General features: G+C 72.0%; 18 protein-coding genes. 4 read left to right on the top strand and 14 right to left on the bottom strand.

The annotated features are described in order from the left end of the window. Nucleotides 1-54: 54 nt before the first annotated feature. The 4 genes from RM555_RS08920 to RM555_RS08905 all read right to left on the bottom strand — a co-directional run bounded on the left by RM555_RS08920 (nucleotide 55) and on the right by RM555_RS08905 (nucleotide 4,656). Nucleotides 55-2,001, bottom strand: a complete 1,947-nt coding sequence (locus tag RM555_RS08920) for a TOMM precursor leader peptide-binding protein (RefSeq protein ID WP_311411290.1) — start codon at nucleotides 1,999-2,001, stop codon at nucleotides 55-57. After that, the gene (locus RM555_RS08915; RefSeq protein ID WP_311411289.1) at nucleotides 1,991-3,679 is read right to left on the bottom strand and encodes a hypothetical protein; all 1,689 of its coding nucleotides are present in this window, start codon (nucleotides 3,677-3,679) and stop codon (nucleotides 1,991-1,993) included. The genes RM555_RS08920 and RM555_RS08915 overlap by 11 nt, the downstream gene beginning before the upstream one ends. Before the next feature lie 128 nt (nucleotides 3,680-3,807). Next, nucleotides 3,808-3,981 carry a thiazolylpeptide-type bacteriocin gene (locus tag RM555_RS08910; RefSeq protein WP_311411288.1) on the bottom strand — a complete coding sequence of 58 codons (174 nt, stop codon included), beginning with the start codon at nucleotides 3,979-3,981 and terminating at the stop codon, nucleotides 3,808-3,810. A 360-nt stretch (nucleotides 3,982-4,341) separates the two neighbouring features. Further along, nucleotides 4,342-4,656, bottom strand: a complete 315-nt coding sequence (locus RM555_RS08905; protein ID WP_311411287.1) for a hypothetical protein — start codon at nucleotides 4,654-4,656, stop codon at nucleotides 4,342-4,344. Nucleotides 4,657-4,927: 271 nt separating this feature from the next. On the opposite strand from RM555_RS08905, the gene RM555_RS08900 reads away from it, so the two are divergent. Continuing rightward, the gene (locus tag RM555_RS08900; RefSeq protein WP_311411286.1) at nucleotides 4,928-6,178 is read left to right on the top strand and encodes a serine hydrolase domain-containing protein; all 1,251 of its coding nucleotides are present in this window, start codon (nucleotides 4,928-4,930) and stop codon (nucleotides 6,176-6,178) included. A 103-nt stretch (nucleotides 6,179-6,281) separates the two neighbouring features. Here RM555_RS08900 and RM555_RS08895 read toward each other — a convergent pair whose 3' ends face one another. Further along, nucleotides 6,282-7,406 (bottom strand): hypothetical protein, encoded by a 1,125-nt coding sequence (locus RM555_RS08895; protein ID WP_311411285.1) that lies wholly within the window; start codon nucleotides 7,404-7,406, stop codon nucleotides 6,282-6,284. A 147-nt stretch (nucleotides 7,407-7,553) separates the two neighbouring features. Here RM555_RS08895 and RM555_RS08890 point away from each other — a divergent pair, with 147 nt between their 5' ends. Further along, a complete protein-coding gene (locus RM555_RS08890) occupies nucleotides 7,554-8,123 on the top strand; it encodes a hypothetical protein (protein ID WP_311411284.1) in 570 nt (189 codons plus the stop codon). A 358-nt stretch (nucleotides 8,124-8,481) separates the two neighbouring features. Here the strand turns inward: RM555_RS08890 and RM555_RS08885 are convergent, their stop codons facing one another. The 4 genes from RM555_RS08885 to RM555_RS08870 form a co-directional block, all read right to left on the bottom strand. Then, entirely contained in the window at nucleotides 8,482-8,877 is a 396-nt protein-coding gene (locus tag RM555_RS08885; protein ID WP_311411283.1) for a hypothetical protein, read from the bottom strand. 31 nt (nucleotides 8,878-8,908) lie between these two features. Further along, nucleotides 8,909-10,918 carry a hypothetical protein gene (locus RM555_RS08880; protein WP_311411282.1) on the bottom strand — a complete coding sequence of 670 codons (2,010 nt, stop codon included), beginning with the start codon at nucleotides 10,916-10,918 and terminating at the stop codon, nucleotides 8,909-8,911. A gap of 519 nt (nucleotides 10,919-11,437) precedes the next feature. Then, nucleotides 11,438-12,700 carry a DUF6357 family protein gene (locus RM555_RS08875; RefSeq protein WP_311411281.1) on the bottom strand — a complete coding sequence of 421 codons (1,263 nt, stop codon included), beginning with the start codon at nucleotides 12,698-12,700 and terminating at the stop codon, nucleotides 11,438-11,440. Nucleotides 12,701-12,797: 97 nt separating this feature from the next. Further along, a complete protein-coding gene (locus tag RM555_RS08870; protein WP_311411280.1) occupies nucleotides 12,798-13,451 on the bottom strand; it encodes a hypothetical protein in 654 nt (217 codons plus the stop codon). 456 nt (nucleotides 13,452-13,907) lie between these two features. On the opposite strand from RM555_RS08870, the gene RM555_RS08865 reads away from it, so the two are divergent. Continuing rightward, the gene (locus tag RM555_RS08865) at nucleotides 13,908-17,093 is read left to right on the top strand and encodes a penicillin acylase family protein (RefSeq protein ID WP_311411279.1); all 3,186 of its coding nucleotides are present in this window, start codon (nucleotides 13,908-13,910) and stop codon (nucleotides 17,091-17,093) included. Here RM555_RS08865 and RM555_RS08860 read toward each other — a convergent pair. Then, on the bottom strand, nucleotides 17,081-20,230 hold the full coding sequence (locus RM555_RS08860) for a hypothetical protein (RefSeq protein ID WP_311411278.1): 3,150 nt from the start codon (nucleotides 20,228-20,230) through the stop codon (nucleotides 17,081-17,083). The genes RM555_RS08865 and RM555_RS08860 overlap by 13 nt on opposite strands. 164 nt (nucleotides 20,231-20,394) lie before the next feature. Between RM555_RS08860 and RM555_RS08855 the strand changes: the two genes are divergently transcribed. After that, on the top strand, nucleotides 20,395-20,793 hold the full coding sequence (locus RM555_RS08855; RefSeq protein ID WP_311411277.1) for an MmcQ/YjbR family DNA-binding protein: 399 nt from the start codon (nucleotides 20,395-20,397) through the stop codon (nucleotides 20,791-20,793). Nucleotides 20,794-20,927: 134 nt separating this feature from the next. Here RM555_RS08855 and RM555_RS08850 read toward each other — a convergent pair whose 3' ends face one another. The 4 genes from RM555_RS08850 to RM555_RS08835 form a co-directional block, all read right to left on the bottom strand. After that, nucleotides 20,928-21,275 (bottom strand): transcriptional regulator, encoded by a 348-nt coding sequence (locus RM555_RS08850; RefSeq protein WP_311411275.1) that lies wholly within the window; start codon nucleotides 21,273-21,275, stop codon nucleotides 20,928-20,930. Further along, the gene (locus RM555_RS08845; protein ID WP_311411274.1) at nucleotides 21,272-21,997 is read right to left on the bottom strand and encodes a hypothetical protein; all 726 of its coding nucleotides are present in this window, start codon (nucleotides 21,995-21,997) and stop codon (nucleotides 21,272-21,274) included. The genes RM555_RS08850 and RM555_RS08845 overlap by 4 nt, the downstream gene beginning before the upstream one ends. A gap of 595 nt (nucleotides 21,998-22,592) precedes the next feature. Continuing rightward, a complete protein-coding gene (locus tag RM555_RS08840) occupies nucleotides 22,593-24,002 on the bottom strand; it encodes a cellulase family glycosylhydrolase (protein ID WP_311411367.1) in 1,410 nt (469 codons plus the stop codon). Nucleotides 24,003-24,272: 270 nt separating this feature from the next. Further along, nucleotides 24,273-25,415 (bottom strand): RCC1 domain-containing protein, encoded by a 1,143-nt coding sequence (locus RM555_RS08835; RefSeq protein WP_449560139.1) that lies wholly within the window; start codon nucleotides 25,413-25,415, stop codon nucleotides 24,273-24,275. Nucleotides 25,416-25,501 lie beyond the last annotated feature (86 nt).

The following is a 25,501-nucleotide window of genomic DNA, read 5'->3' as shown; positions in this document are numbered from 1 at the left end:
GGTCGGGCCCGCACGTCGGGCCCGACCCCCCTGGCCGGGCCCGGGAGGGGACGCTCACGGGAAGGGATGCGGATGCAGCGCCAGGTCCTCGTGGCGGGGCCGCCCGGGCAGGCGGCCCAGCGCCGCCGGCACAGTCAGCAGCCGGGGCAGCCCCCGCGTCCGCCGGTTCAGGTGACCGAACGTCATCGGCAGGGTGCCGGGGACGACCACCTTGGCAGCGTGCAACCCGAGGGCCTGCCGCAGCTCGGGGATGCTCTGGTCGACGACGATCGGTTCCACCCCGGCCCGGTGGTGCAGGTCCGCGCAGAGCGCGCCGAACAGGGCCGCGAGATCCTCGACGGGACGGGGCAGTCCCGGCCACACCTCCCGCCAGGCCCGGGTCCGTCCGGCCCCGAGCAGGAACTCGTAGCGCGGCCGTGCTTCCGGCAGGCAGTGCAGCATCATGTGGTCGTCCATCCGGCGGACCAACGCGGCATCGTCGAGCATCGGCAGTAGCCGGTCGCGGTCCGCCCGCGCCGAATCCCCCTGCCACGTGTCGCGCACCTCGTGGAGGTTGACGACCAGCTCCACCACGGCCGAGTGGATCGCTGAGAGGGGATCCAGGTGGGCGCCGGCCGCGAAGAACGCCGTCGGCGCCCCCACAGCGGGCATCCGGTGGTGCGCCAGCGCGACGACCGCCGGCACGGCCAGGTCGGTGGTGGCGTCGAACAACCGTAGGTCGTAGTCGAGCAGGTCCAGAGTGTCGGCGAGGTGCCCGACCAGGTCGAGTTCGTCGGGGAGCGCGACCTCCACCAGTGGGGTACGGGCGTACCAGGCCATCAGGAAGGCGTCCCGTTCGATCACCTCGAACAGGCCGTGCAGGGCCGCCTCCTCCAGGCTGTTGCCGAGACCGCAGCCGTTGGAGGACTCCGACAGGAAGGTCGCCGACGGGCGCTGCCCGAGGTCACCCCAGTACGCCGCGTGCTCCGGCACCGCCACGGACGTCGCCCGGCTGGGCGACCACCCCGGCACCCACCACGTCGGCACGTCGGGGGCGTACGGGATGTGGTGGGCGCTGGGCAGGTCGGGCAATCCGAGGGCCGCGGGATCGACGGCGCGCTCCGGCCCCAGCTCCGCGAAGGACGCCCACTGCCGGGCGGCGGGCCCGTGGGGGGCGTACCCGGCCAGCCGTTCCACCGCTTCGAAGAGCGCCAACCGGTCAGCCTCCGCGGCGGTCGTCGCCCGGCCGAAGCCCGTCACGGTGACCGCCGGACCGGCGACCACCGCCCTGGTGACCGGCAGTCCGTACCCCTCGTGCCGGTGCAGCTGAACGACGTGGCCCAGCCGTGGCTCCAGCAGTGCCCGGCGAAGTCCCGCCAGGTCGGTCGCCGGGTTCGGCCGGCGCAGCCGCACCGGGTCGGCCGGCGGCTGACCGCTGCCGGTGAGCGGCGTCCCCGGTGGAGCCGGGGGCTGCCGGCTGAGGCATCCTTCGCAGCGAACCCCCACCGGCGCCACCGGATGGGCGGACACGCTCCCGTCGGGCGGAACGACCCAGAGCCGCGCGGCGGCGGACTGCGGCTCGGCCAACGCCGACCGGACCACCGCGGCGAGCACGGGCAGCAGGGCCGGCGCCGGCCGACCGCCGAGCCGCAGCTCGGAATCACCGTGCGGCGTCCGGCCGCCCGGCGCCGCCAGCCTGGCGGCCTCCAGGCAGCGCAGGCAGGTGGCACTGTCCGCGCCGACCAGCGGACCCACCAGCGCCGTACCGCCGTCGAACCGGACGGGCAGGACGGTGCCGCCGGCCCCGGTTCCCCGGTCGGCCAGCCGGCTCAGCAGCGCCGGACTCCACCGGGTCGACACCACCACCGCCGGGCCGGAGCCGGCCCACCCGTCGTCCTCGGCCAGCACCGGGTACGGCGACCCCGCCCCCCTCAGCGCCTCGGCGAGCTGGCCGGCCAGGTCGGGGTCCGGCTGCCGGGGTCCGTCCAGGTCGTCCCCGGGCAACCGGGGGTCACCGGTCATCGCCGGCCCGCAGGACGACGAGCCCGACCGTACGCAGGGCGGCGGCCAGCGGAGCCGGCGGCGTCACCACGATCGGCTCCGCGGGGGCGCCGACGAGGGTCCGCAGTGACCGCCGGAGGGCGGCCTCCCGTTCGGACCCGTCGGGCACGGGCGCGGTCGAGCGGCTCACCCGTGGCGACGCTCCACAGGGGCCGTGCGAGTACGGCGGACCGGGCCGGTGTGCACGCCAGCCGACCGTGGCGACCGCGGCGAGAGCGGCGAAGGCGACCGCGTCGTGGGCCGTAGCCTCGATCGCCCAGCCGAGCTCCATCCACCCACCGGGGTCCGTCGTGTCCGGGCCGCACACGACGGCCAGCTGCGCCCCGGGGGCGAGCCGGCGGACGTGCACGGTCGCCGGGACGCCGAGGCGGCGGGTCAGCGTACGCCACCAGCGGCGGGCTGCCGGCGCGTCGAACGCCGACGGGGGGACAGCCTCGCCTGACGTGACGCCGGCCGAGGCCACCGAACGGCGGGCGAGGCGGCGCAGCAGCACTCCCTCGGCATGGCTGCGATCCACCCCGCAGGCCAGCACGGCGGCCCCTCCGGTGGACACGCTGAGCAGCTCCACCGCTGCCAGCGTGGCGTGCAACCGCGCCGTGGAGGTATCCGGACCGTGCCCGGTGACGAGCGTCCCACCGGCCGGGCCGGGAACACCGCCGACCCGGCACCGGGCCAGTCCCACCGGCAGTTGTGGCAGATCGTCGAGCTCCACCGGCGGCAACACACCGAGTTCCGGGTCCGTGAGGGAGGTGGGTAGGCCCGCGTGGACGGCGTCGTCCCGCCGGTCGGGGGCGTCGACCGCCGGTGACCGTACGCCGGGCGGCCACGGGTGGGCGGTGGCGCGCAGCGGGTCGCTCCGCACGACGAGCGCCGTCGGCTCGGTCGGGTCGGTCAGCTCGGCGAGCGCGCCGAGGAGCCGGTGCGCGGCGCAGGCGCCGGCCACCACGGAAACCGGGTCGCCAGGGGCCGTCGCCGCGCTGCCAAGCCCGAGCCGCTCGGCGATCAGGCTGGACTGGGCCCGCAGCTGCGGGCCCAGTCCGACGGGGGTGACGTAGCCGATCGTGGCGCTGGCCCCGGTCACCACGGCACGCCCGTCGCTGGCGGCGAGGGTGACGCGTCCGGCGTCGCGCGGTGGGTCGATGCGGGTCGCGGCCCGCCGGACCCGGGCTCCGGCGGCGGTCAACGCCTCGATCGCGGCGGTGGCAGCGGGGCCCGCTCCCGTGACGGTCACCGGTTCCCGGCCGATGCCGGTCCAGGACGCGGCGGGGTCGGTGGCGACCGAGGCCAGCCAGGTGGCGACGGCGGGGGGAGGCACCGGGGCCGGTCCGCAGGCGTCGGCGGGGGCACGGGCGTACCCGGTGCCGGCCCAGTGCTCCGGCACCCGGACCAGCAGGTCGTGTTCCCGGAGCAGGTCGGCCAGCCGGTACAGGGCGAGGGCGACGGGCGGGCGTGGCGACAGGTCGCGCAGGTCGGCTGTGGTCCGGCCGGACGCGAGGCGCCGGGTGAGCAGTTGCCAGAGCCGCCACAGCTGTGGCGCGCCGTCCAGGGTGAGGCTGGTGTCCCAGGACCGCAGGTGCAGCCCGCCGTCGATCCGGGTCGCCTGCACGGTGGGGCGGAGTTGCCAGGAACTGGTCGACATCTGCTCGCCTCACCGGTTGCGGAACGGCTGGGGTCGTCGGAAGGAGTCCGGGATTGAAAGGCGACTGTCGCCGGGCCCGGCGACAGTCGCCTCGTCACTCAGGCAGCGCGGTTCGCGCTCCGCGGCGGCTACAGCATCGGCTCGTCCGGAACGATGGAGCAGGAGCAGGACGCCAGGCACGCGCTGATCCGGGACGCCCCGGTCTCGGGGATCGCGACGGTGTCGCGCATGACCGTCACGGTCAGGCCGCTGAGGTCGAGATCGTCGAGCTCGAACTCGTCGTCTTCTCGTTCGATCGGCATGTGGTCACCTCCCTTCGAGGTGGGATGAGGCCCGGGCACGCCGGGATGGCAGAGATTCTTCCGGCGGCCGGTGCGGGGCGTCGTCAGTAGTTTTGCCGACATCACTACTTACCCACGCTCGGGGCCCACCGCTGCGTGCCCGGCCGGGGCCCGCCCTGGGCGACCCCTCGGTGGGTGGCGTGTCATCCTGCGCACGACGCCCGGACCTTCATGGTGGGGACTGCCCCGCCACCGAGAACGCCAAGATCAGGCTCGTATCGAAGTCATGCGGGGCGGAAACCCGCAGGGGCGCAGGGCGTGATGCCCGGCGCGCGAGCGAGCCATCTGCGTGCCTGTGCTGACCGGCCCGTCGGTTGCGCTTCAGGCGCAGCCGCGGTACTGCAACGCGGCGTCCTTCATGTAGGCCCAGAGTGCCATGCCGTTCCAGTAGTCGTAGGTGAGCGTCCAGCCGTTGGCGGTGTTGCCGGTGGGGCCGGTGACGACCTGTCCGTAGCGGCGGGTGCCGTACAGGGTCGACTCGTTGGGGGCGGTGTACATGCCCGCGTAGTCCCAGACGACGGTGAAGCTGCTCGTCGTGCAGGCCGCCTGCGCCGTCCCGGCCGGCACGAGGGCGGTCAGTGCGGTCGCGGCGAGGCAGGCCGCCGTCGTGTGCAGTAGCAGTCGTCGAACGGTCATGGCGTCATCCTATCGATGGTTGTGGACGAATGTACTTCGGCTGTGCCTTCAGCAGGACGCTCTGTCGACGGACAATTTCGGCGGTCGCATGGACCGGCACCGTGTCGGGCATCGGCGTCGGTGCACTCCGTCGCTGGTCGGACGGATTCTCCCGCGTGGGTCGGAGCCCGGGTCATTCCCGGTGGGGAGGCCGACATGGACCCGCAGACGGACGTTTCCGGTTCAGGGCCGGTGGCACCATGAGCAGCAGTCACGTCACACGGGAGGCGACATGCACCTGGCACGCCGCAGTTTCCTGATGGCCACCACCGGTACGGCGCTCGCGACGCCCCTGCTGGCCGGTGCCGGCCCGGCACTCGCGGCCGGCCGTCCGCCCGCCGGGTCGCTGCCGGACGCGGCGCTCACCGCCGACCTGCGCGCGATCACCGAGGCCGGCATGCCCGGTGTGTTCGCCGAGGCGCGCGACGGACGGGACCGGTGGCGTGGTGCCAACGGGGTGGCCGACGTGACGACCGGTCGACCGGTGCTGCCCGGGTTCCAGCACCGGGTCGGCAGCATCACCAAGACCTTCGTGGCGGCGACGCTGCTGCAACTCGTCGGCGAGCGCCGGATCGCGCTGGACGCCCCGATCGGCCGGTACCTTCCGGAGTTCGCGGTCGCCGGGGTGACCGTCCGGATGCTGCTCGACCACACCAGCGGGATCAGCGACTACGACCACGTCATCTTCGCCACCCCGGAGGACATCGAGCGGCACCGGTCCACCACGTTCACGCCGCGTCAACTCGTCCGGGCCGGCCTCGGTCAGCCGTCGACCGGGGCACCGGGCGCGGCCTTCTCCTACTCGAACACCAACTACATCCTGGCCGGGCTGATCATCGAGCGGGTCACCCGCCGGTCCGCCACCGACGAGGTGCACCGGCGGATCCTCCGGCCGCTCGGGCTGCGGCACACGTACTTCTCCGGCGTGCGTCCCCGGATCGCCGGCCCGCACAGCAGGGGCTACGTCCCGTGGTACGAGGGCGAGCTGCGCGATTTCAGCGTCAGCAACATGTCCTGGGCCTGGACGGCCGGGGCGCTCGTGTCGACCATGGCCGACCTGAACACCTTCTTCCGGGCGCTGCTCGGTGGCCGGCTGCTCCGCCCGGCTCAACTGGCCGCGATGAAGACCACCGTGCCGTTCGACCCGGCCCAGCCGGCGGCCGGCGGCTACGGGCTCGGCCTCTACCGGATGACCTGGCCCACCGGCGACGTCTGGGGGCACGACGGCCTGGTCTTCGGGCACAGCGCCATCTCACTGCACACGCCGGACGGTCGGCGGCAGGTGAGCCTCGCCCAGAACGTGACGCACTACGCGCTGCCCGGCACGCCGGACCCGATCGGCGAGGCGGTCGGCAGGTTCCTGAACACGGCACTGGTCGGTGAGAGCGCCGTCGCGGCGCGGACCGCCACCGCCGCCCGGGTGCCGGCGGTCGTCCCGGCGCCGGGCGCACCGACCCTGGTCAGGCCACTGCCGCAGCGCTGACGCTGTCGCCCGGCAGCCGCGACCGGACCCCGTACTCCGGTCGCGGCTGCCGGGCGATCGTCCCACCGACCCGCTCGGCGTCCGGCTCGCCCGCGTGACCGGTTCAGCAGGTCATGTCGACCTCCAGGACCGCGACCTCGTGCCGGTCGACCAGCAGCACAGTGGTCTGTGGATCCTCCTCGAAGTCCTCGTCGTCGGGTGGCCAGGTCGTCGGCAGCAGGCCGGCGTAGCCGATGTGGACGCCGGCACCCATCCGGGCCAGGACGAGATCGATCAGGTCGTCGCCCAGGAACGTCGCGAGGTGGTCGGCCGGCAGCTCCGGGAACTCGTCGATGCCGTCCCAGCTCCCGTCGAACAGCTCGCTCAGGTGCATGCGTACCAGATTGCGGAGACCGGCACGCAGGTCGGCGGCCGGTACGGGCCGGAACGCCTCCTCGTCGTGTTCGTCCGCGTCCTCGCGGTTCGCGATCCACCAGCGGGCTGCGGCGGCCACCGGATCGCCGTTCCCGGGGTCGAGCCGGCCGATCCGGAACCGGAAGGTGACCGGGCTGTTGTTGTTGACCCAGAGCAGGTCGCTCAGCAACGTCATGATGCAGGCCAGCCGGGTCCGCAGGGCGGCGTCGGCGCCATCGGAGTCGCTGACCGGCGGCTGTCGAACTTCCGGAGCCGGATGCAGCGAGACCCGCAGGGTGCTGCCGTCGAAGTCGCGGTGCAGCAGGTGCAGCGGCGCCGGCCGGTCCGGCTCGTCCGGCCGCTCGCTGTCGGTGGTCAGCCGGAGCAGATCAGCGTACGGGCCGGCCAGCTCGTCGGCGAGGAACCGCACCAGCACTTCCGCGCGCCGGTCGGGTGCCCCCACCACGGCCGAGATCAGGCTGACGAGTTCGGTCGCCACCTCCTCGTCGGTGCGCACCGGCTCGTACGACCGTCCCGGCCCGACCGACACCCGACTGGTCAGCACCGTCGCGCCGGTGACCTCCGGAAGGTCGGCGGCGTCCGCGATCTCCGTCAACGGCGGCGGCTTTGGCCACTGCTGATCCCGGCGGGACCTGGTCCGCCCGGACACCACCGTCGACGACCAGCCGGCAGCCTGCTCCGGCGACCACATTGCCAGCAGCCACACCGCCGCCACGCGTACCCAGTGCTGGTTCGTCAGCCGGCGGCCATCCTCCCGCTCGACCGGGTCGTGCTGTCGGTACCAGGAGTCGGTGTAGGCCGTGGTGCGTTCCACTGCGGCAACCCTTCCGCGTCGGGGAGGTGCGAAGGTAACAGGCGACGGTGACAACTCTGTCCACAGTGCGGGGACGGGCGCGGGGTCCGCTTGCGGCCGATGGCGTCACGGCCGGAACTGTCGGTCGGGGCTCCTACGATCACGGCCATGTCGGCTGCCTTCACCGCGCTGTGGACCCAGGACGTCTGCCGGGAGCTGCGCAGGCACCGGGTCGGCGAGCGGCCTCCGGTGGCGTTCAGCGGGGTGCACCAGTCCCTGCCCAGTTGGACCAGCGTCGGGGTCGGCGACTCCGTCTTCGCGCTGCACGTCAACCGGTGCGTGCTGCACGTGGTGAGCCGCCTCCGCGTCGTCGACAAGCAGCGGCGCGACTGCTGCGGCAGCGCCCCGGTGACCTGGCGGGACCCGGCCCACCCGGGCCACGACGCCTGGGCGATGCTCGGTGCGGACGGGTGCGGAGCGGTCCCGGTGCATGTCGAGGCCACCCCGATCCGCTTCGACATCACCGTTCCCGGCGACCTGCTCGGCACGCTGACCTGGCGCAACCGGCGCGGTGACCAGCGCACCCTGAAGTACGTCGTCGACGGCCGTCTCGAACGCTCCGTCAGCCTCCAGGGCGTCTACCGCCTGACCGACGAGTCCGCCGTCGCACTGGGCGCCCTGCTCGACAGCGCGCCAGCCCCGAGCCGATCGGCACAGCCGCCCCACACGGCCCGCTGAGTCCGGACGACAAGTCATCGCCGCCGCAGCGCTGCCTCCGCGTCGCGACATCGGTCCCGGCACGCAGCCGTGCTGGGAGATCGCAACCTGTCCAGCCCGACCCTGGCGCCCGGTCTCCGGGCCGGGCGAGGATCGCAACGACGCCGAGTGCCCTCCCAGTCAGATGCTCGGAGAGCTGGTGCACCGCCAGCTGACGGGACCGGATCTAGCCGATGAGAGGGCGTCGGGGTCGCTGTTGTACCGATGTGAGTTCGCCGAGAAGTGGCCGCGAGCGCCGGCCTGGCCGCACAGGTCCTGCATGGCGACCGTACTTCTCGGCGATGTGCGGGTCCGCTGGCAGACGCTGATTGTCGGCGGGCTACAGGTTGTTGATTCGGGCCAGTAGGTCTGCCTCGGTCAGGTTTTCCAGGACCGCGTCCTGCTTGCGGGCCAGGACCGCCAGCAGCTTCTCCTTCTCCAGCTTCTTGGCCGCCGCCGCCTTCGCCGCCTGGGCCTCCGTGAGGCGGACGGCGATGACGTGCTTGACGACCTCCAGCTTGGTCTCCAAGGTTGCCTTGGCCGGATTGGCCTCGGTGGCCACGAACGACTCGGTGTCGACGGCCTTGAGCTCGGCGTTGACCGCCTTGGCCACATCATCGAGGCTGAAGCCGGACTTGGCGGTCAGCGGAAGCTCCCACAGCTGTTCCGTGGTCAGCAGACCCTTGGCCGACGGATAGCGGAACTTCTCCCGTGTGGCCTTCTCGAAAATGGTCACGGCAGCCTCTCTGGAATATCTGGGTAGGGAATCAGAACTGGATGCTGATGAGGCGGCGCCGGCCGCCGGTCATGGTCACCTTGGCGACCACAGAGCTGCGGACCGTGGAGCTGAAGCCGAGGCCGGAAAGCTGATCCGGAGACGGCTCGCACTTGGTGCGGTCGCCGAGAACCTCGAACACCTTGCGGTGCGGTTGCAGGTCGCTGCGGAGGAACTCGTTGTAGATCCCCCGCGTCGGCTGGTCGTTCACGCACCCCTTCAGAATGAAGAAGTAGTGCCGGTTGCCGACCTCGTTGTCGTCGAAGTAGTTCGGCGAGTACATGATGGTGGACACCGGTACGAACTGTTCGGTGGTGATGCCCCACAACTCCTTGCCCGCACTGCCCGGCTGCACGTCCTTACCCGGCCGGAAAGCGCTGATCACCCCGCTGGCAACCGTCATCCGGCCCACCTCGACGGTCTCCTTGTGGCCGACCGCGCGCTCGTGGCTGTAATGCTCGATCTTGCCGTTGCTCTCGGTCTCGATCACGAAGCCGACCTGGGCGCTGTCCCGCTTGCGGTACTGGTTCACCTCGATCCGGTACTCACCGTCGGGGACACGGTCGGTCCAGGTGACGTTCTCCACCGGCTCGCGGGAGAGCGTCCCGCCGGCGTTCATGTCGACGTCCAGCTTGTTGCGCTTCTCCTGGTACCAGATGTGGTCGCCGTTGGGTTCGTACACGTGCAGGTCCAGGTCGTCGTGGTTGAACCAGGACAGGCTCACCCGCAGCTTGCCGGTGACGTTGCCGCCGGCCCGCTTGACCTTCTCCCTGATCGAGTCGGTGACGTTGCCGCCGTACGACCAGCCGAAATCGTTGTCCCACTTGAACAACCGCGGAGCAGCCGGGCGCCGGCCGGTGGTGAGGCTGACGAGGTGCGGCTCGTAGGTGTTGGCGACCCACAGGTCGATGGTGGCGGCGCCGGGCAGGATGTCCTTCATGAAGGAGACCACGGGAATCTCCTCCGGCTTGGCGTCGCGTAGGAGCGCACCTGACGACCGGGTGGTGGCCGCCTGCATGAGCAGCCCTTCGATGCCGTCCTTCATCCGTGCCTGGGCGTCGTTGTCGACCCACAGCACGTTGGTGACCGACACGTCGGACAGCCGGGCGAACCGTCGCTGCAACGACTCCTCGATACCCAGCTCGGCAATGGTCCTCATGGCGGCCTTGACCATGCCCGGGGTGATCAACGCGGTGGGCCGCTGGTAATTCTGCGGCGCCACCTTCGCCTCGAACGACCGGACCGCCTGCTCCAGGTCGACGCCCGCGGAGAGATCCTGGACGAGGGTGCCGATCACCGTGTTGCGGAACCGGGCCGCCGGGTTCATGGCGTTGGCGAAGACGAAGGCACGTCGGTCGGTCGCCTGGGTCCACCGGTTCTGCAGCGAGCGGAATTCGGTCACCGCCCGGCGATGCTCCGCGCCGCGGTAGAGGGCGTTGTCGTCGACGAGGTCGACGACGGTGTCCAGAGCGTGCCGGGTCAGCTCGGCCAGGCCACGCTGGAAGACCTGCACCGCGGCGTCAAAGTTGCCCTGTGCCGCGCCGACGTCCTCGATGCGATGCCGCTTCTCCACCCGGCCGTGCAGGTGGTGCCACACTTCGACCTGGCCGTCGCGCAGCGTTCGGGTGGTCTTCGTCCCGTACTGCGCCTGAGTGGACCGGAAGATGGTGGACAACGGCAGCGAAAGAACGAACTCGTCCAGAGCGGCGGCGACGACGGAGAAGACCGGGTCGGATGCCGACACCCCGGACCAGACGGTACGGACCCGCCCGTCGTGAATCTCGACGACGTTGCCGAAGTGCTTGATGAAACCGCGGCAGGTCGAGCAGTCGTACTCGGATCGCTCACGGAACCGCAGATTGGTGCCGGCGGGGAAGGAATCGAGAAAGGTGAGCCAGAGAGAGTCCCGGTCGAGACCGTCGCCGACGGCGTACAACTCACCTCTGGACATCGTGGACAGGCGCGAAGTCACATCCGTCACGAACTGCTGGAAATCGCCCACCGTTTCATCCCCCTCGATCGCCGGAGATCCTACGCAGCCAACGCCAATCGGAGAAACGCGTTTCCGGCTGTCCGCACGGTCACAGACGGGCGCCAGCTAGCGGCGGCCCCGAACGCGTACGTGCACCGATGCGCGAGCGGCGACATTCCGCACGGTGCGTCCGTGGCCGTGGCGAAGATCCTCGCCCGACACGCTCCCGCAGCGGCACGGATGAACGACTATCCGAGCCATCGCTGATATTTCGGTGTTCGTCAGGAACGCTTGCGGGTTTGCGTCGCGACTGCTGTGCGGAACGCCGCGGTGAACTGGTCCGGTGCTTCCAGCCAGGGATGGTGACCCGCGTTCGGGATGAGGACGACCTCGCACTCGAGGTGGGCTCCGAGCGAAGCTGAGCCAGCGTGGCCTGGTGGTCGCGTAGGTACTTCGCCATTGCACGCACGATCGAGGCGATCCGCTCTTGGCGGGTTAGGCCGAACCGCTGCACCTTGACGCTGAGGTCGTCACGGGTTCCCTCCGGGGCTACCGGGCGTCGCGGCGACGACGCGCGCGCTCGAACTCGGCGACATCCGACATCCAGGGACCGTGCTGTTCGAGTGCGGCGCAGCCGCCGCGGACGAAGGCGTTCACCAGGTTCCGGTACCCGCCGATCCCGTCGACCAGGCTGTACTCGACCTGGTACTGCGGATCCGATCCGGCTTCCCCGTGTCGCACCGTCGTGATCCGGGCGGTGGAGTCCGCGTAGAAGTGCAGCTGGATCCCCTCGCCCATCTCCTCGTCCTCGATGGTGAACACCTCGTTGTCCGCGGCAGAGCGATCGGCGACGAACTCCCAGAACTCGGCGGAGGCAGTGCGGGGACCGTCCCGTAGCCACTTCTTCTCGCCGCCCTTGTCATCGGTGAACGACAGGGCCGTCTTTCTCGCACTCGCACCGAGGCCGGCGTGGTCGTCGGTAGCCTCCTCGTCGTCTTCCGCCGGGGTGCTCCTGGAGCGGTCCGCAGCCTCCGAGCACATCAGGAAGCTCACCGTACGCACGGCGTCCTCGACGAGTTCGGGGTACGCGCGGCGCACGGCCGCGTCGACCGTCGCCGCCATCCGGTCCCAGTCGCGCTTGTCCGTGGCCCGGTGTCCCCGCCGCGAATCGAGGCCGATCCGCATCCCGGCGCATGCCTGCTCGGCGGTGGCGATCACACGCATGACCTGGGGGAGCAGCGCGGGGTCGACGGCATCGGGTATCCGCCTTGGAATCGTCGCGCCATGCAGGTACTGGCCCGTGTACCGCAGGATCGCGGCGTCGAGTGGCCCGAGGACTACTCCGCGCTCGGCGCGACGGCGGTCGGCGTGATACTCCTGTGCACGTTTCTCATTCGACCCCTCCGTCGCCGCGCGCATCGCCTCGCAGACCTGACCGCGCTCAAGTAGAGCGATGTCGGCGCCGTGGGCGACGAGCCGGCTCCTGTCCCACCGGATGCGTCGGAAGAGCGCGTCGGCGTCCGCGGGCGAGGAGAGCAGGACCGGGTCGAGGAGCGCGACGGCGGCCTCCTCGTCGAGCCGGCCCCGGGTCCCGGCGGCGTCGCACAGCGGAAGGAGCGCACTCCACAGCAGCAGGTGTCGGGCCAGGTCCTCCCGGATCACCGCGAGATGGGCTTCCCCGATCGGGAACGTGAACGTGCGGGGCTCATGGTTGGCGTCGGCCCCGGCGGCGAGCATCAGCTTCAGCTCGCCGTCCTCGCGGATCACGTTCGGGATCCAGCCGCTGCTACGCGTGAAAACGACGTCTCTCACAGCTCAGGCCTTCCCGCAACGGCACCGGCTGGACATGGTCGCTTCGGGCCCAGGGCGAGTGTCACGGCGATGGTGCGGCCCACCCCGCACCGCCTGTTCACGACCATCGTGCAGCTTCGACGTCGAGGCGTGGGTCGGTGCGTACCCAGACTTCACCCCCAGCGGTCCCGGCCGGGGCGTCGACTCGTTCGAGACCGAGGAAATCGATCAACTGGAGCAGTTCGGCTCGTTCGGCTCGGTCATCGTCGACACCATGCGACTCGAAGAAGACGTAGTACTGGTCGCTCGGGTCGACGCTGCCCGAATCTGCCCAGATCCGGGCGACTTCTTCGATCGCCGCTGCTTCCGTCGTGATCGTGGCGGCGCGGGCGGCACCGCGGGTCTCGGGTGACGCGTCGAGGTCCGAGAGGTCGGAGAACCACTGGCCGAAGCGGTCGAGACCGGCGTATCCGTTCTCGAAGAACAGCATCGCGCTCGGCAGGTAGCGGTTGGGCCGGTCGACCTGGAGGTGTTCCGACCGAGGTGGGTCCGCGTCCCTGGTCCGGGAGATCACCCCCAGCCGGGGCATGAGTACCAAACTCTGCCCCGCCGGTTCATCCCTGATGGTGTAGGTGTCGGACTCGCGACCCCGGAAGAACGCAGAGAACGCTACGTAGGCCTCCTGGGGGTCACCCACCGAAACGTGTTGATCGTCGCCATCACCCACGGAGAAGACGAACTGCTTCGGTCCGGGCTTGTAGGGGCGGGCCATGTGCGTCCTCCGGTCACGTGCGACAGCTCCACCACCGTAGTGGATCAGTGCGGAACTGCCTGCGGCCCTGGTCACAGGCGTGCGGTGCGCGCTGGCCCTGCGCGAGCGACCAGCCGTCGACCGGCAAGGTCGGCGCCACCTCCTGGTGCGCCCTTGGTGTGGTGCGCCGGTCGTTCCGCAGGCACTGACGGCGCACCGGCGAGGAGGCGCGGTGGGGGTGGCGACGGCGCCGCCTCCACTGTCACGTCCCGGGGAGCGGCGCCGCGGGGCGAAACGTCGGCATTGGCGGTTGGTGAACGACTGCTATCCCGGGCGGCGGTCGGCCGCGATCATTGCCCGGAGATAGATATGAGCCAATCTCACCTCCGGGTGGAACGCCCGGGCGCGGAGGACGAGACGTCGGCACGGCAGCCGGGCGTACCGAAGGCCCGACTCCGCGTCCCCGGAGGAAGACTCATGCCCCGTTTCCCACTCCGCGCCCGGCTCGCGGCGCTCACCGCCGCCGCCCTGACCGCGAGCGTCCTGACCGTCACCCCGCCGTCACCGGCGCTGGCCGCCGCCACGTTCGCCGCCAACGACTACTGCCTCGGCCAGTGCGCCGACATCCTGCCGCCCGGGCAGAACGGCAACGCCACGCTGGCCGCCATCCTGGCCCACCAGGCGCTCGGCACCCGCCCCGCGCACTCCAGCGACCAGCTCGACGAGTACGCGAACCTGGTCTACAACTACGCCGGGCTGACCGACGAGCAGATCGCCCACTTCTTCAACGACGCCTCCTTCGGCGTCCCCGCCGCGCAGGTCGAGAGCACCGTCTCGCCACGCGCCGACGTCACCATCGTGCGGGACAAGGCCACCGGCGTCCCGCACATCACCGGCACCACCCGCGCCGGCACCATGTTCGGCGCCGGCTACGCCGGGGCCCAGGACCGGCTCTGGGTGATGGACCTGCTGCGGCACGTCGGCCGCGGCAAGGTCACCTCGTTCGCCGGCGGCGCCCCCGGCAACCGGGAGCTGGAGCAGAGCGTCTGGGCCAACTCGCCCTACACCGAGGCGGACCTCCAGGCCCAGGTAAACGCGCTGCGCACCAAGGGCGCCCGGGGTCAGCAGCTCTACACCGACGTGGTCGACTACATCGCCGGCATCAACGCCTACATCGACAAGTCGATCGCCGACGACAACTACCCCGGCGAGTACGTGCTCGCCGGCGCCGGCAAACCGAAGCACTTCACCATGACCGACCTGATCGCCACCGCCGGCGTGATCGGCGGCCTCTTCGGCGGGGGCGGCGGCAGCGAGATCCAGTCCGCGCTGGTCCGGGTGGCCGCCCGGGCCAAGTACGGCGCCACCGAGGGCGACCGGGTGTGGGCGGCGTTCCGGTCGCAGAACGACCCGGAGACCGTGCTCACCCTGCACGACGGGCAGAGCTTCCCGTACGGCGCGACGCCGCCGGGCGCGACCAGCGCGGTGCTCCCCGACGCCGGCACGGTGGTCGCCGAGCCGCTCGCCTACGACCAGACCGGCGGGGCCGCCGCGCGCACCGGCGCCAGCACCGCCACCCAGGAGTTGGTCGGCGGCCTGGCCAACCTGCGCGCGCACGGCATGTCCAACGCGGTCGTGGTCTCCGGACGGCACACCACCACCGGGAACCCGGTCGCCGTGTTCGGCCCGCAGACCGGCTACTTCGCCCCGCAACTGCTGATGCTCCAGGAGTTGCAGGGGCCGGGCATCAGCGCGCGCGGCGCCGCGTTCGCCGGGCTGAACCTCTACGTGCTGCTCGGCCGCGGCCAGGACTACGCGTGGAGCGCCACCTCCGCCTCGCAGGACCTCACCGACACCTACGCGGTGCCGCTGTGCACCACCGACGGCAGCGCGCCGACGCTGCGCACCAACCGCTACCTCTACCACGGGCAGTGCCTCGCCATGGAGACGCTGGAGCAGCGCAACTCCTGGTCGCCGACGCTGGCCGACTCCACTCCGGCCGGGTCGTACACGCTGCGCGCGCTGCGCACGAAGTACGGGCTGGTCGCCTACCGGGGGCTGGTGAACGGGCAGCCGACCGCGTTCACCAAGCTGCGCTCCACCTACCGGCACGAGGCCGACTCGGCGATCGGCTTCCAGGCCTTCAACGACCCGTCGGCGATGGGCAACGCGGCGGCGTTCCAGGCGTCCGCCGCGAGCGTCGGGTACGCGTTCAACTGGTTCTACGTCAACTCCACCGAGGCGGCGTACTTCAACTCCGGCTCGAACCCGGTCCGCCCGGCCACCGTCGACCCGAACCTGCCGGCGAAGGCCGAACCGGCGTACGAGTGGGTCGGCTGGAACCCGGACACCAACGACGCCACCTACATTCCGCTCTCGGCCCACCCGCAGTCGGTCAACCAGGACTACTACGTGAGCTGGAACAACAAGCAGGCGCGGGACTTCGGGGCGGCGGACGGCAACTTCAGCTTCGGCTCCGTACACCGGGGTCAGCTGCTCGACGGTCCGGTGCGCGCGGCGATCGCCCAGCGCAAGCTCGGCCGCGCCGACGTCCTCAAGATCATGGCGGACGCGGCGGTGACCGACCTGCGCGGCCAGCAGGTCCTCGGTGACCTGCTGCGGGTGCTCGACAGCGCGCCGGTCACCGACCCGGCGCTGGCCGACGCGATCGGCAGGCTGCGGGCCTGGCAGCAGGCCGGCGCCCGGCGGGTGGAGACCACGCCCGGCTCCAAGGTCTACCAGCACGCCGACGCCATCCGGATCTTCGACGCGTGGTGGCCGCTGCTCGCCTCGGCGCAGTTCCGCCCCGGCCTCGGGCCGGACCTCTACGCCGCGCTGGTGGACGCCATCGAGGTCAACGAGGCGCCGTCGGGCGGCCAGAACGGCGGGCGCGACGGCGCCGTGAGCTGGGCGTTGCAGGGTCAGGCGCACAAGGGCTCGGCGTTCCAGTACGGCTGGTGGGGCTACGTCGACAAGGACGTGCGCACCGTGCTCGGCGACCCGGTGGCCGGCGGCCTCGGGCGGGCGTACTGCGGCGGCGGCAACCTGGCCGCGTGCCGGACGGCGCTGCTCGGCGCGCTCGGGCAGGCGGCGGCCGTGCCGGCCACCACCGTCTACCCGGGCGACAAGTCCTGCTCCGCCGGCGACCAGTGGTGCGCCGACTCGATCGCCCACTCCGGGCTCGGCGGCATCACCCACCCGGTGATCGCCTGGCAGAACCGCCCCACCTACCAGCAGGTCGTCTCGTTCCCGGCGCGCCGGGGCGACGACGTCACCAACCTGGCCCAGGGCCGCCCCGCCACCGCGTCGAGCACCCAGTTCCTGACCAGCCACACGCCGGACAAGGCGGTCGACGGCAGCCTGAGCAGCCGCTGGGCCAGCAGCTACAACGACAACCAGTGGCTCCGGGTCGACCTCGGCGCGGCCCGCACCGTCAGCCGGGCGGTGCTGCGCTGGGAGTCCGCGTACGGCACGTCGTACCGGATCGAGGTCTCCGGCGACGGCAGCTCCTGGACGCCGGTGTTCGCCACCACCACCGGCAACGGCGGCGTCGACAACGCCACGTTCGCCCCGGTCGCCGCCCGCTACGTGCGGGTGTACGGGCTCAAGCGGGCCACCTCGTACGGGTTCTCGCTGCACGAGTTCGAGGTCTACGGCCGGTGACGCCGACGGCCGGCCGGCGGGAGCCCCCCGCCGGCCGGCCGAGTGCCAGTAGCGGGCCGGCCGAGTGCCAGCAGCAGACCGGCGACGGCGAGGGCGGCTCCGGCGGCGGCGGTGTACGCGGGAAGTTGGGCGGGGATGCCCAGGTGGACGGTGATGCCGAGGATGCGGGACAGGCCCCAGGGCAGCAGCGCGAGCTGGTCGTTCCACACCGTCAGCGCGCGTTCCAGGCCCACCACCGAGACCAGGGCGGACAACACGCCGAGGGGCACGCCCGCGGCGGTGAGGGTCAGCCCGACGGCGCTTCGGCGGCGCAGGCCGTACCGGTCCCGCAGGATCACGGCGGCGGCCACGAACAGCCAGCAGAACGCCGCGAACGCGACGGTGACGTACGCCGCGCGCAGGCCCGGCGCGGTCCAGAAGGCGAACCAGTACCCGCCCGGCCCGCGCCCGGCGAGCGCGGCCAGTAGCAGCACGCTGCGCAGCAGCGCGACGCCGCCGACCACGGCCCACAGGTGGAACGGGTCCCGCCGGCCGACGACGAGGCGTACGACGAGGGCGAACAGCGCCCACCCACCGAGGGTGACCAGCAGGTGCGCCGGTGCGGCGAACCAGGTCAGCACGAGCCGGCTCGCCACCAGCACCACGGCCGGGACCAGCCACACCAGCACCCGGTCCGCCCGCGCCGCGGGCGTCGGCAGCGCGGCGACCCGCCACGGCCGGAGTGCGCCGAGCAGCAACCCGCGCGCGGCGGCCCCGCCGAACCCGCGCCCGCGCAGGCCGAGCAGCACCACGAGCAGGATCGACCCGAGCAACGCCCGGGCCGCCCAGGCCATCGCCGGGTCCCGGTCGGCGCGCCGCGCCCCGAGGTCGGCGGCGGTGAAGTTGTACGCGGGCAGGTCCAGGTCGGCGCCGTAGCGCTGCCGGTGCGCGTCGCGGGCGTCGTGGTACGCCGCTGCGGCCAGCCGCCAGTCGTGGCGGGCGGCGGGGGAGCCGGTGTCCAGCCACTGCGCGTGCCGCAGCACCATGGTCCGGTACGCGCCCAGCGTCTCGAACAGGTCGACCTGGTAGTCGAGCGTCGCGGTGAAGCGCCCGCGCAGTTCGGCGTCGCGCCAGGTCGCCGGGTCGGTAGCGGCGACCAGGTCGCGCATGCGCCGGGCCAGCGCGACGGCCTGCGTGCCCTCCTCGATCGCCTCGTCGACGCGGCCGCCGGTCACCGCGTAGATGCTGTTGAGCGCGGCAGAGTCGCCGGTCGGGATGTCCCACTCGAAGATCCACATCATGGGCGGCGGTTCCAGCCCGAGCGCCCGCACCGACCGGTCGGCGTACGGGCTGATGTAGAGGCCCCTGGTGACCGCCTGTCGGGACAGCGCCATGGCCTGCCCGATCGCGGCGACGGTGGCCGGGTCGCCGGAGAACGTGCGGTACGCCCAGTCCGCCGTGACCTGCGCCGGGTCGGCGTGCGGGTCCCAGGCCAGGCGGCCGACGGCGTACGTGTTGAGGTCGTAGAGCTGCCAGAAGCCGGCGCGCAGGTGCAGCGACATGGGCCCGGCGCGCAGCGGTCCGCCGTCCTGGGTCCAGTTCCAGACGCCCTCGACGTGCGGGTTGGCGGCGAGGAACGCGCGCAGCGCCTGGCGGTGCAGCGGGCCGAGGTCGTTGGGCAGCGAGCCGAACGCCTCGAACTCGCGCCGGGCCTGGAACTCCACGATGCGGCGGTGCCCGCCGCCCAGCAGGGTGGTGTTCAGCGGCAGGTGGCTGTAGAAGTCGCCCAGGGTGTACTTGGTGGACACGATCAGGTGCGGGTCGTCGAGCCCGCCGAGCACCCGCTCGTACGACTCCGGGTTGGTGTGCAGGTCGCCGACGGCGCCGACGCCCACCGTCCAGGTGCGGAAGATGATCTCCTTGCCGGCCGCGCCCGCGGTGTCCAGGAGCGCCCGCAGCATCGCGCGCACGGACGTTTCCGTGGTGACCGCGAGCCTCGACGAGTAGTCCCAGCCGGTCCCGGCGTACACCTCGCCGCCCTCGCCGACGCGGACCATCAGGCCGTCGACGAACGGCATGCTCTCGAACAGCTCGGCCAGCCCGGCCTGGTAGACCGCCCACAGTCGAGGGTCGGCCACGTCGAGGCCGCCGACGGTCCGCGTCAGGTACGCCTCCAGCGGGGGCGACACCGCGAGCATGTCGGTCAGCAGGAAGACCCGCACGCCCATGTCCTCGGCGTACCGGAAGACGGGGCCGAACGCCGCGACCATCGCCCGCGCGCGGTCGACGTGCGGGTCGCCGGGCGGGTAGACCGCGCGCCCGTCGCCGACCTTCGCGAACGTGACGTACTCCAGGAAGCCGGGCACGACGATCCCGTTGAATCCCTGCGCCACCGAGTGGTCGACGAACTGCCGGAACTGCGCGTCGATGCGGGCCACCGCGCCGGCGTCCACCCACGGCGCGCCGGGCAGCACCGCCGACCGGACCACGTCGGTGTTCAGGCCGTAGTCGTCGCCGGCGGCGAAGGCGGCCGGGTCGGGCTCGCGCCCCACCGAGCCCGCGTCGGTCAGCCGCAGGCCGAGCCGGGGGACGACCACCCGACCCTCGTCCGCCGCGGGGAGCGCCTCGGCACCGGAGCGGATCCGGTCGGCCAGCCGGTACATCCCGGCTGCCAGGCCCGCGACGTCGCCGCCCTGGACGGCCAGCTCGGCGCCGTGCACGTCGAGCCGGTACGACTCGGGCGCCCCGCCGAGGGCGGCCAGCACGGCCGCCCGCAGCGTGGTCACCGCCGACAGGTCCGGGGCCGCGACCCGCGCCGCGCCGCTGCCCGGCGTGGCCGTCGCGGACCTGGCCGGGCGCGGCGCGGCCGGGGTGAGCACCGGCCGGGGCAGGCCGCGGGAGACGACCGCGTCGGCCACGGCGGCCGCGGCCTTCCTGACGCGCGGCTCGTCGGGCACGACGAGGGACGCCAACGGCGGAACCGGTGCGGGCGTCCGCACCGGGGCGGCGACGGCGTCCTCGCGCGGCACGGCGGCGGGGGTGTGGCTCAGCCCCAGCGTGTCGCCGACCCCCCAGGCCGTGGCCGCGCCGAGCGCCAGCAGGACCGCCGCGGCGACGAGCAGCGGGTACGGCCTGCGGGCCCGAGCAACGTGAGCCATGCGCGCATGGTAGTGGCCCACCGGCCCCGTCCTCGACGTACGGAAAGCGCTCCCTCAGTGGTCGGCGACCTGTGGGGCCAGCGCGATCGTCACGAAGCGAGACGTCCGGCAGATGGGCAACGGCGGGGGCGCCGTGGCCGCCCGGGATGTGCTTACCTGCTGACATGCCGCATCCCATCATGTTCGACGAGGCAGATCCGCTTCTGGACCGGCTGCGGACGCTCGCCCTGGCCTTTCCCGACGCGGCCGAGAAGATTTCCCATGGCCGTCCCGCCTTCTACACCACCAAGGTCTTCGCCTACTACGGGGGAGCGGTGAAGGTCGACGGCGTCCATCAACAGCACGAACAGTCGGTGATCGTGCTGGTTGACCCCGACGAGCGCGCGGCGCTGCTGGCGGAAGACCGTTGCTTCGTGCCGGCCTACCTGGGTGCCTACGGGTGGGTCGGGGTGGACCTGACCGATGACACCGGCTGGGATGAGGTCGGCGAGCTACTCGACGCCAGCTACCGACGTACGGCCGGGGCACGCAGGATCGCGCTGCTCGACTCCCGACGGCCCTGAGCACCCGAGCGGGTGCGGGCCGGGTGGGTGCGGGCAGCCGGGCCGGGCCGGGGCGGCCGTCACCCGGCCGGCACCGGCAGCTGTGGCGAGCGGGACGGCCGGGCCGGCGGCGAGCCGGCTACGGCGGGTCAGGCTCATTTGCCCTCTGTGGTGGTTTCGACACGGGCGATCAGCACCTTCAGGCGGCCGATCTCCTCGGCGAGGGCGGTCCTGCCTTTGGGGGTGAGGGTGATCCAGGTGCGGCCACGCTTGCCCTCGTAACCCTTCTCGATGTCGATCAGGCCGGCCGTCTCCAACACGGTGAGGTGCTTGGAAAGGTTGCCGGCGGTCAGGTCGAGCTGGCTGCGCAGGTAGCCGAACTCGACGCGCCGCGCCTCGTGCGCGATGGCGAGGATGCCCAGCCGCACCCGCTGGTGCACGACCTCGTTGAGGCCGGTGACCGGGTGGTCGGACGGGTCCGGGGTGTCGGCCTCGGCAGTCACCGCTGCCTCCGGCGGGCCTGTGAAAAGCCGATCCCGCCCGCCAGGAGCACGGTGCCGGTGACGAGCTGGGGTGACGTCATCGACAGCCGGAGCTGGCTGTCCGCCCCCGACAGGAACGATGGGATCATCCAATCGGGCAGTCCCATGCCCTCGGTCGTCGGCAACACCAGCAGCACCAGCGCCAGGTAGCCCAGGGTGAACAGCAGTAGCGCGACGTTGCGTTCCAGGCGGGCCAGCACCAGCAGCGCAATCCCGATCAGACCCCACGGTGCGATCAGCCGGTCCAGCGCGATCCACCAGAACGGCATCGGGCCGCCCCCGAAAGGCGGGTGGCTCGGGAAATAGGCGGCCGCCGCCGTGTACGCGGCCGTGAGCACGACGGCTGTCGCGGCACCGGTGATCGCGTACGGCAGCACGCGGGCACCCAGCCCTCGTGCCCGGGCGGCCCGTACGTAGCTGACCGCGATCGCCGTATAGGCGAGCAGTAGCGCGGGTGGCCAGTAGTAGAGCATGCCCCGGCGCGCGAACGAGCAGCCGTCGCCGTCGCACTGCACCTTCATGAAGAGCCAGTCGAACGGGACGGCCACGAAGGTCACCGCGGCCAGCACCAGCAGTGCGACCCAGGTCAGGCGCTGGTCGCGGCGTACGCGGTCGGCCAGGTCGCGCACGTCGGAGAGGAGGCGGTGAGGGTCATCGCCGGCGGACAACGAGTCAGTGGTCATAGCAATATGTTTCCACAGCAAACCTGTTTGCGATAGACCCTCCTTGGCGATGCACAGGACTTGGCGTGATCACCCACCGCGATCGGTCACCGTCGCAGAGCCGTGTCTCTGAATCCGGGCGTACGGGGGCATCGCGGTGGACGTGGCGGCGAGAGCCTGGGCGCCATGACAGACCTCGACGCCCGCTCGTGCCGACCGGCACGAAGCTGCTCGGGCTGGTCAGGCAGGCGTCCTTGGTGACCGCAGGATCGGCCTGTGGCATCGGGCCTGGGCACGCGCGGACGCGACGATCGAGGCGCTCCCGGTCGAGGCGCCCGGCTCGGTGCGGTGGTGGCGCCACACACCGGTGACGCTGCACCACATCCTCGTGCACGTGCTCGCCGAGCCGAACCGGCGAACCGGAACACTCAGCCCACGCAGAGACCGCAGGCCGGTCGTCCGCTGGCCCGACCGTCGCAGCCCCGCGAAGACCTCTGCCGCGAAGTCCTTCGACCGCGCCCGCACCACGGCGAGTTCCCGCTCATCCAATCACCGCAGCCAGGCACCGCCACGATGTCCGTACAAGCGACACGCCCGAAGACCTGACCAGGTACTACTAGAAGGTGTCGGGGGTGCGGATGCGGTCGCGGATCCAGGCGCCGGCCGGCTTGAGGCGGCTGGTGCCGCCGAACTGGCCGCTGCCGCAGGTGCCGGTGGTGAAGACCGCGCCGGAACGGAAGTCGTCGGAGAAGTTCCAGTTGGTCCAGCTGATCTTCTTGCTGGCCATCAGGTCGAGGTAGCGCTGGGCCATGGCGAAGTCGTTCGGGCCGTCACCGGAGTAGTCCTGGGTGCCGAACTCGGTGACGAACAGCGGCAGCCGGTCGGCGGCCCGGGCGAAGGTGTCGTAGTACGCGTTGCCGTGCGACGCGGCGTAGAAGTGGAAGACGTACATCAGGTTGCCGCCGGCGACCGGGTTCGCCGCGATCGTGTCCACCCCGCCGCCGCTGCCGGAGACGCCGAGGGAGGACCAGTCGGGGGTGCCGACCAGCACCACGGCCTCCGGGTCTCGGCTGCGGATGACCGGAATGACCTGGTCGGCGTAGCTCTTGATGGCGCTCCACGGCACGCCGTTGGGCTCGTTGGCGATCTCGTAGAGCACGTTGACCTTGTCCTTGTGCCGGTCGGCGATCTCGGCGAAGAAGGTGCGCGCCCGGGTCAGGTTGTGGTTCGGGTCGCCGGGGCTGAGCATGTGCCAGTCGACGACGGCGTACATGCCCCGGGCGGTGGCCAGCTCGATGTACTGGTGCACCATGTCGGTGAAGCGGCGCGGGTCGGTCTCGTACCCGCCCTCCTGGATGTACATCGAGATGCGCAGCACGTCGGCGTTCCACTCCCTGGCGAGCACGTCCAGGGAGGCGGGGGTGGCGCAGTTCGCGTACCACTGGATGCCGTGCGTGCTCATGCCGCGCAACTGGATCGCCCGGCCGTCGCGGTTGCAGAGCTGGCGACCGCAGACCCGGAGCTGGCCGTTGGCCGCGACCGGCGAGACGCCGGTCGGCGGCGGGGTCGTGGGCGGCGCGGTCGTCGGCGGGGGAGTGGTGGGCGGCGGGGGAGTGGACGGCGGCGGGGTGGTGGGTGGCGTCGTGCCGCCGGCGCAGGGCTGGCCGTTGAGCGTGCAGCCGGTCGGGGTGCCGGTGCCGGTGGCGACGAAGCCGAAGGTGACGGAGGCGCCCGGGGCGACCGTGCCGTTCCAGGACCGGTTGGTGAAGGTGTGGCGCTGGCCGCTGCTGGTCAGCAGCGCGTCCCAGTACGTTCCGACGGTGGTGCCGGCGGGCAGGTCGAACTCCAGCCGCCACGAGGTGATCGTGCTGCTGCCGGAGTTCGTGATCCGGTAGCTGCCCTCCCAGCCGGAGCCCCAGTCGTTCACCTTGGTGAAGCTCGCGGTCGGTGCCGCTGCCGCGCCGGCGGTGCCGGTCAGGGCCAGCGGTGCCAGCGCCACCGCCGCCAGCAGGCCGGCGGCCAGGATCGTTCTGCCGCGAAGTCGCACGGGCACCTCCGGTGGTCGGGGAGGGAATCTGGTGCCATCGAAATATAAAGATACTTAAGTATTAGTGCAATGAGAGCCGACCCCGGCTGGTCGCGGTCCCGGTCCCGGTCGCGGGGCTCAGCAGTAAGCCGATCGGGGGGTCTGAAGCGCGGTGACGAGGCCGCCGCGACCGACTCCGGGGCCGGCCGATGGTGCGGTGCCGTCGGTCCGCGGCGGCGCGGACCGACGGCACCGCTCGTCCAGCGGCGGTCAGCCCGGCAGGGCCACCTGCGCCGGGGTCGACCGGTGGGTGGTGGTGCCGTCGCCGAGCTGCCCGAACGAGTTGTCGCCCCAGCACCACAGGCTGCCGTCGGCGCGCATCGTGCAGGCGTGGTAGGACGTGGCGAGGCTGTCCGTCCAGGTCGTGGCGGCACCGACCCGGGTCGGGGTCGACCGGTGGGTGGTGGTGCCGTCGCCGAGCTGCCCGGACGCGTTGTTGCCCCAGCACCACAGGCTGCCGTCGGTGCGCGTCGCGCACGACGAGTCGATGCTCGTCTCGACCCTCGCCCAGGTGGTGCCGGTACCGACCTGGAGCGGGGTGGTCTGGAAGCCGACGCCCCCGCCCACCTGGCCGTACCCGTTCTCGCCCCAGCACCACAGCGTCCCGTCGGCGCGGACCGCGCAGGTGTGCACGTAGCCGGCCGTCACGCCGGTCCACGTGGTGGCGGTGCCCACCTGCGTCGGCGTCGCCCGGTAGTCCCGGATGCCGAGACCGAGCTGCCCGTCCGAACTGCTGCCCCAGCACCACAGGGTCCCGTCGGTACGGGTGGCGCAGGTGTGCGCGTACCCGGTCGTGACGCTCGCCCAGGTGGTCGCCGTGCCGACCTGCACCGGGGCGGTCGCCTGATAGGGGGTCGCGCCGGTGCCGAGCTGCCCGTGGCGGTTCTGGCCCCAGCACCACAGGGTGCCGGTGGTCTGGACGGCGCAGGTGTGATTGGTGGCGGTGCTGACGCTGGCCCAGGTGGTGGCGTCGCCGATCCGTACGGGGCTGCTCCGTTTCGTGGTCGTCCCGTCGCCGAGCTGCCCGTTGTTGTTGCTGCCCCAGCACCACAGCGTTCCCTCCGTGCGTACCGCACAGGTGGTGCTGATGCTGGCGTCGATACGCGCCCAGGTGGTGGCGTCGCCGATCCGGACCGGAGCGGTCCGGTCCGTGGAGGTCCCGTCGCCGAGCTGCCCGTAGAAGTTGTTGCCCCAGCACCAGAGTGCGCCGTCATTGCGGATCACGCACGTGTGCAGATTGCCCGCGGCGACCCGGGAGACCGGGCCGGCGGCGACCGAGGCGTCCGGCGTGCCCCGGTCGGCAGCGCTGACGCCCGCCGTGGCCGCACCCGCCGTGAGTCCGATGGCCAGCACGGTGATCCCGACTGAGGCCGCTGTCGCGACGGCGGCTCGGGCTGCCCGCCGCCATCGAGTCCGTAGCCGCCCCACCCGATTCTCGT

The organism is Micromonospora reichwaldensis (assembly GCF_031845925.1).
GTDB classification, from domain to species: domain Bacteria; phylum Actinomycetota; class Actinomycetes; order Mycobacteriales; family Micromonosporaceae; genus Micromonospora; species Micromonospora reichwaldensis.
This window is presented reverse-complemented; position numbering and strand designations above follow the sequence as displayed.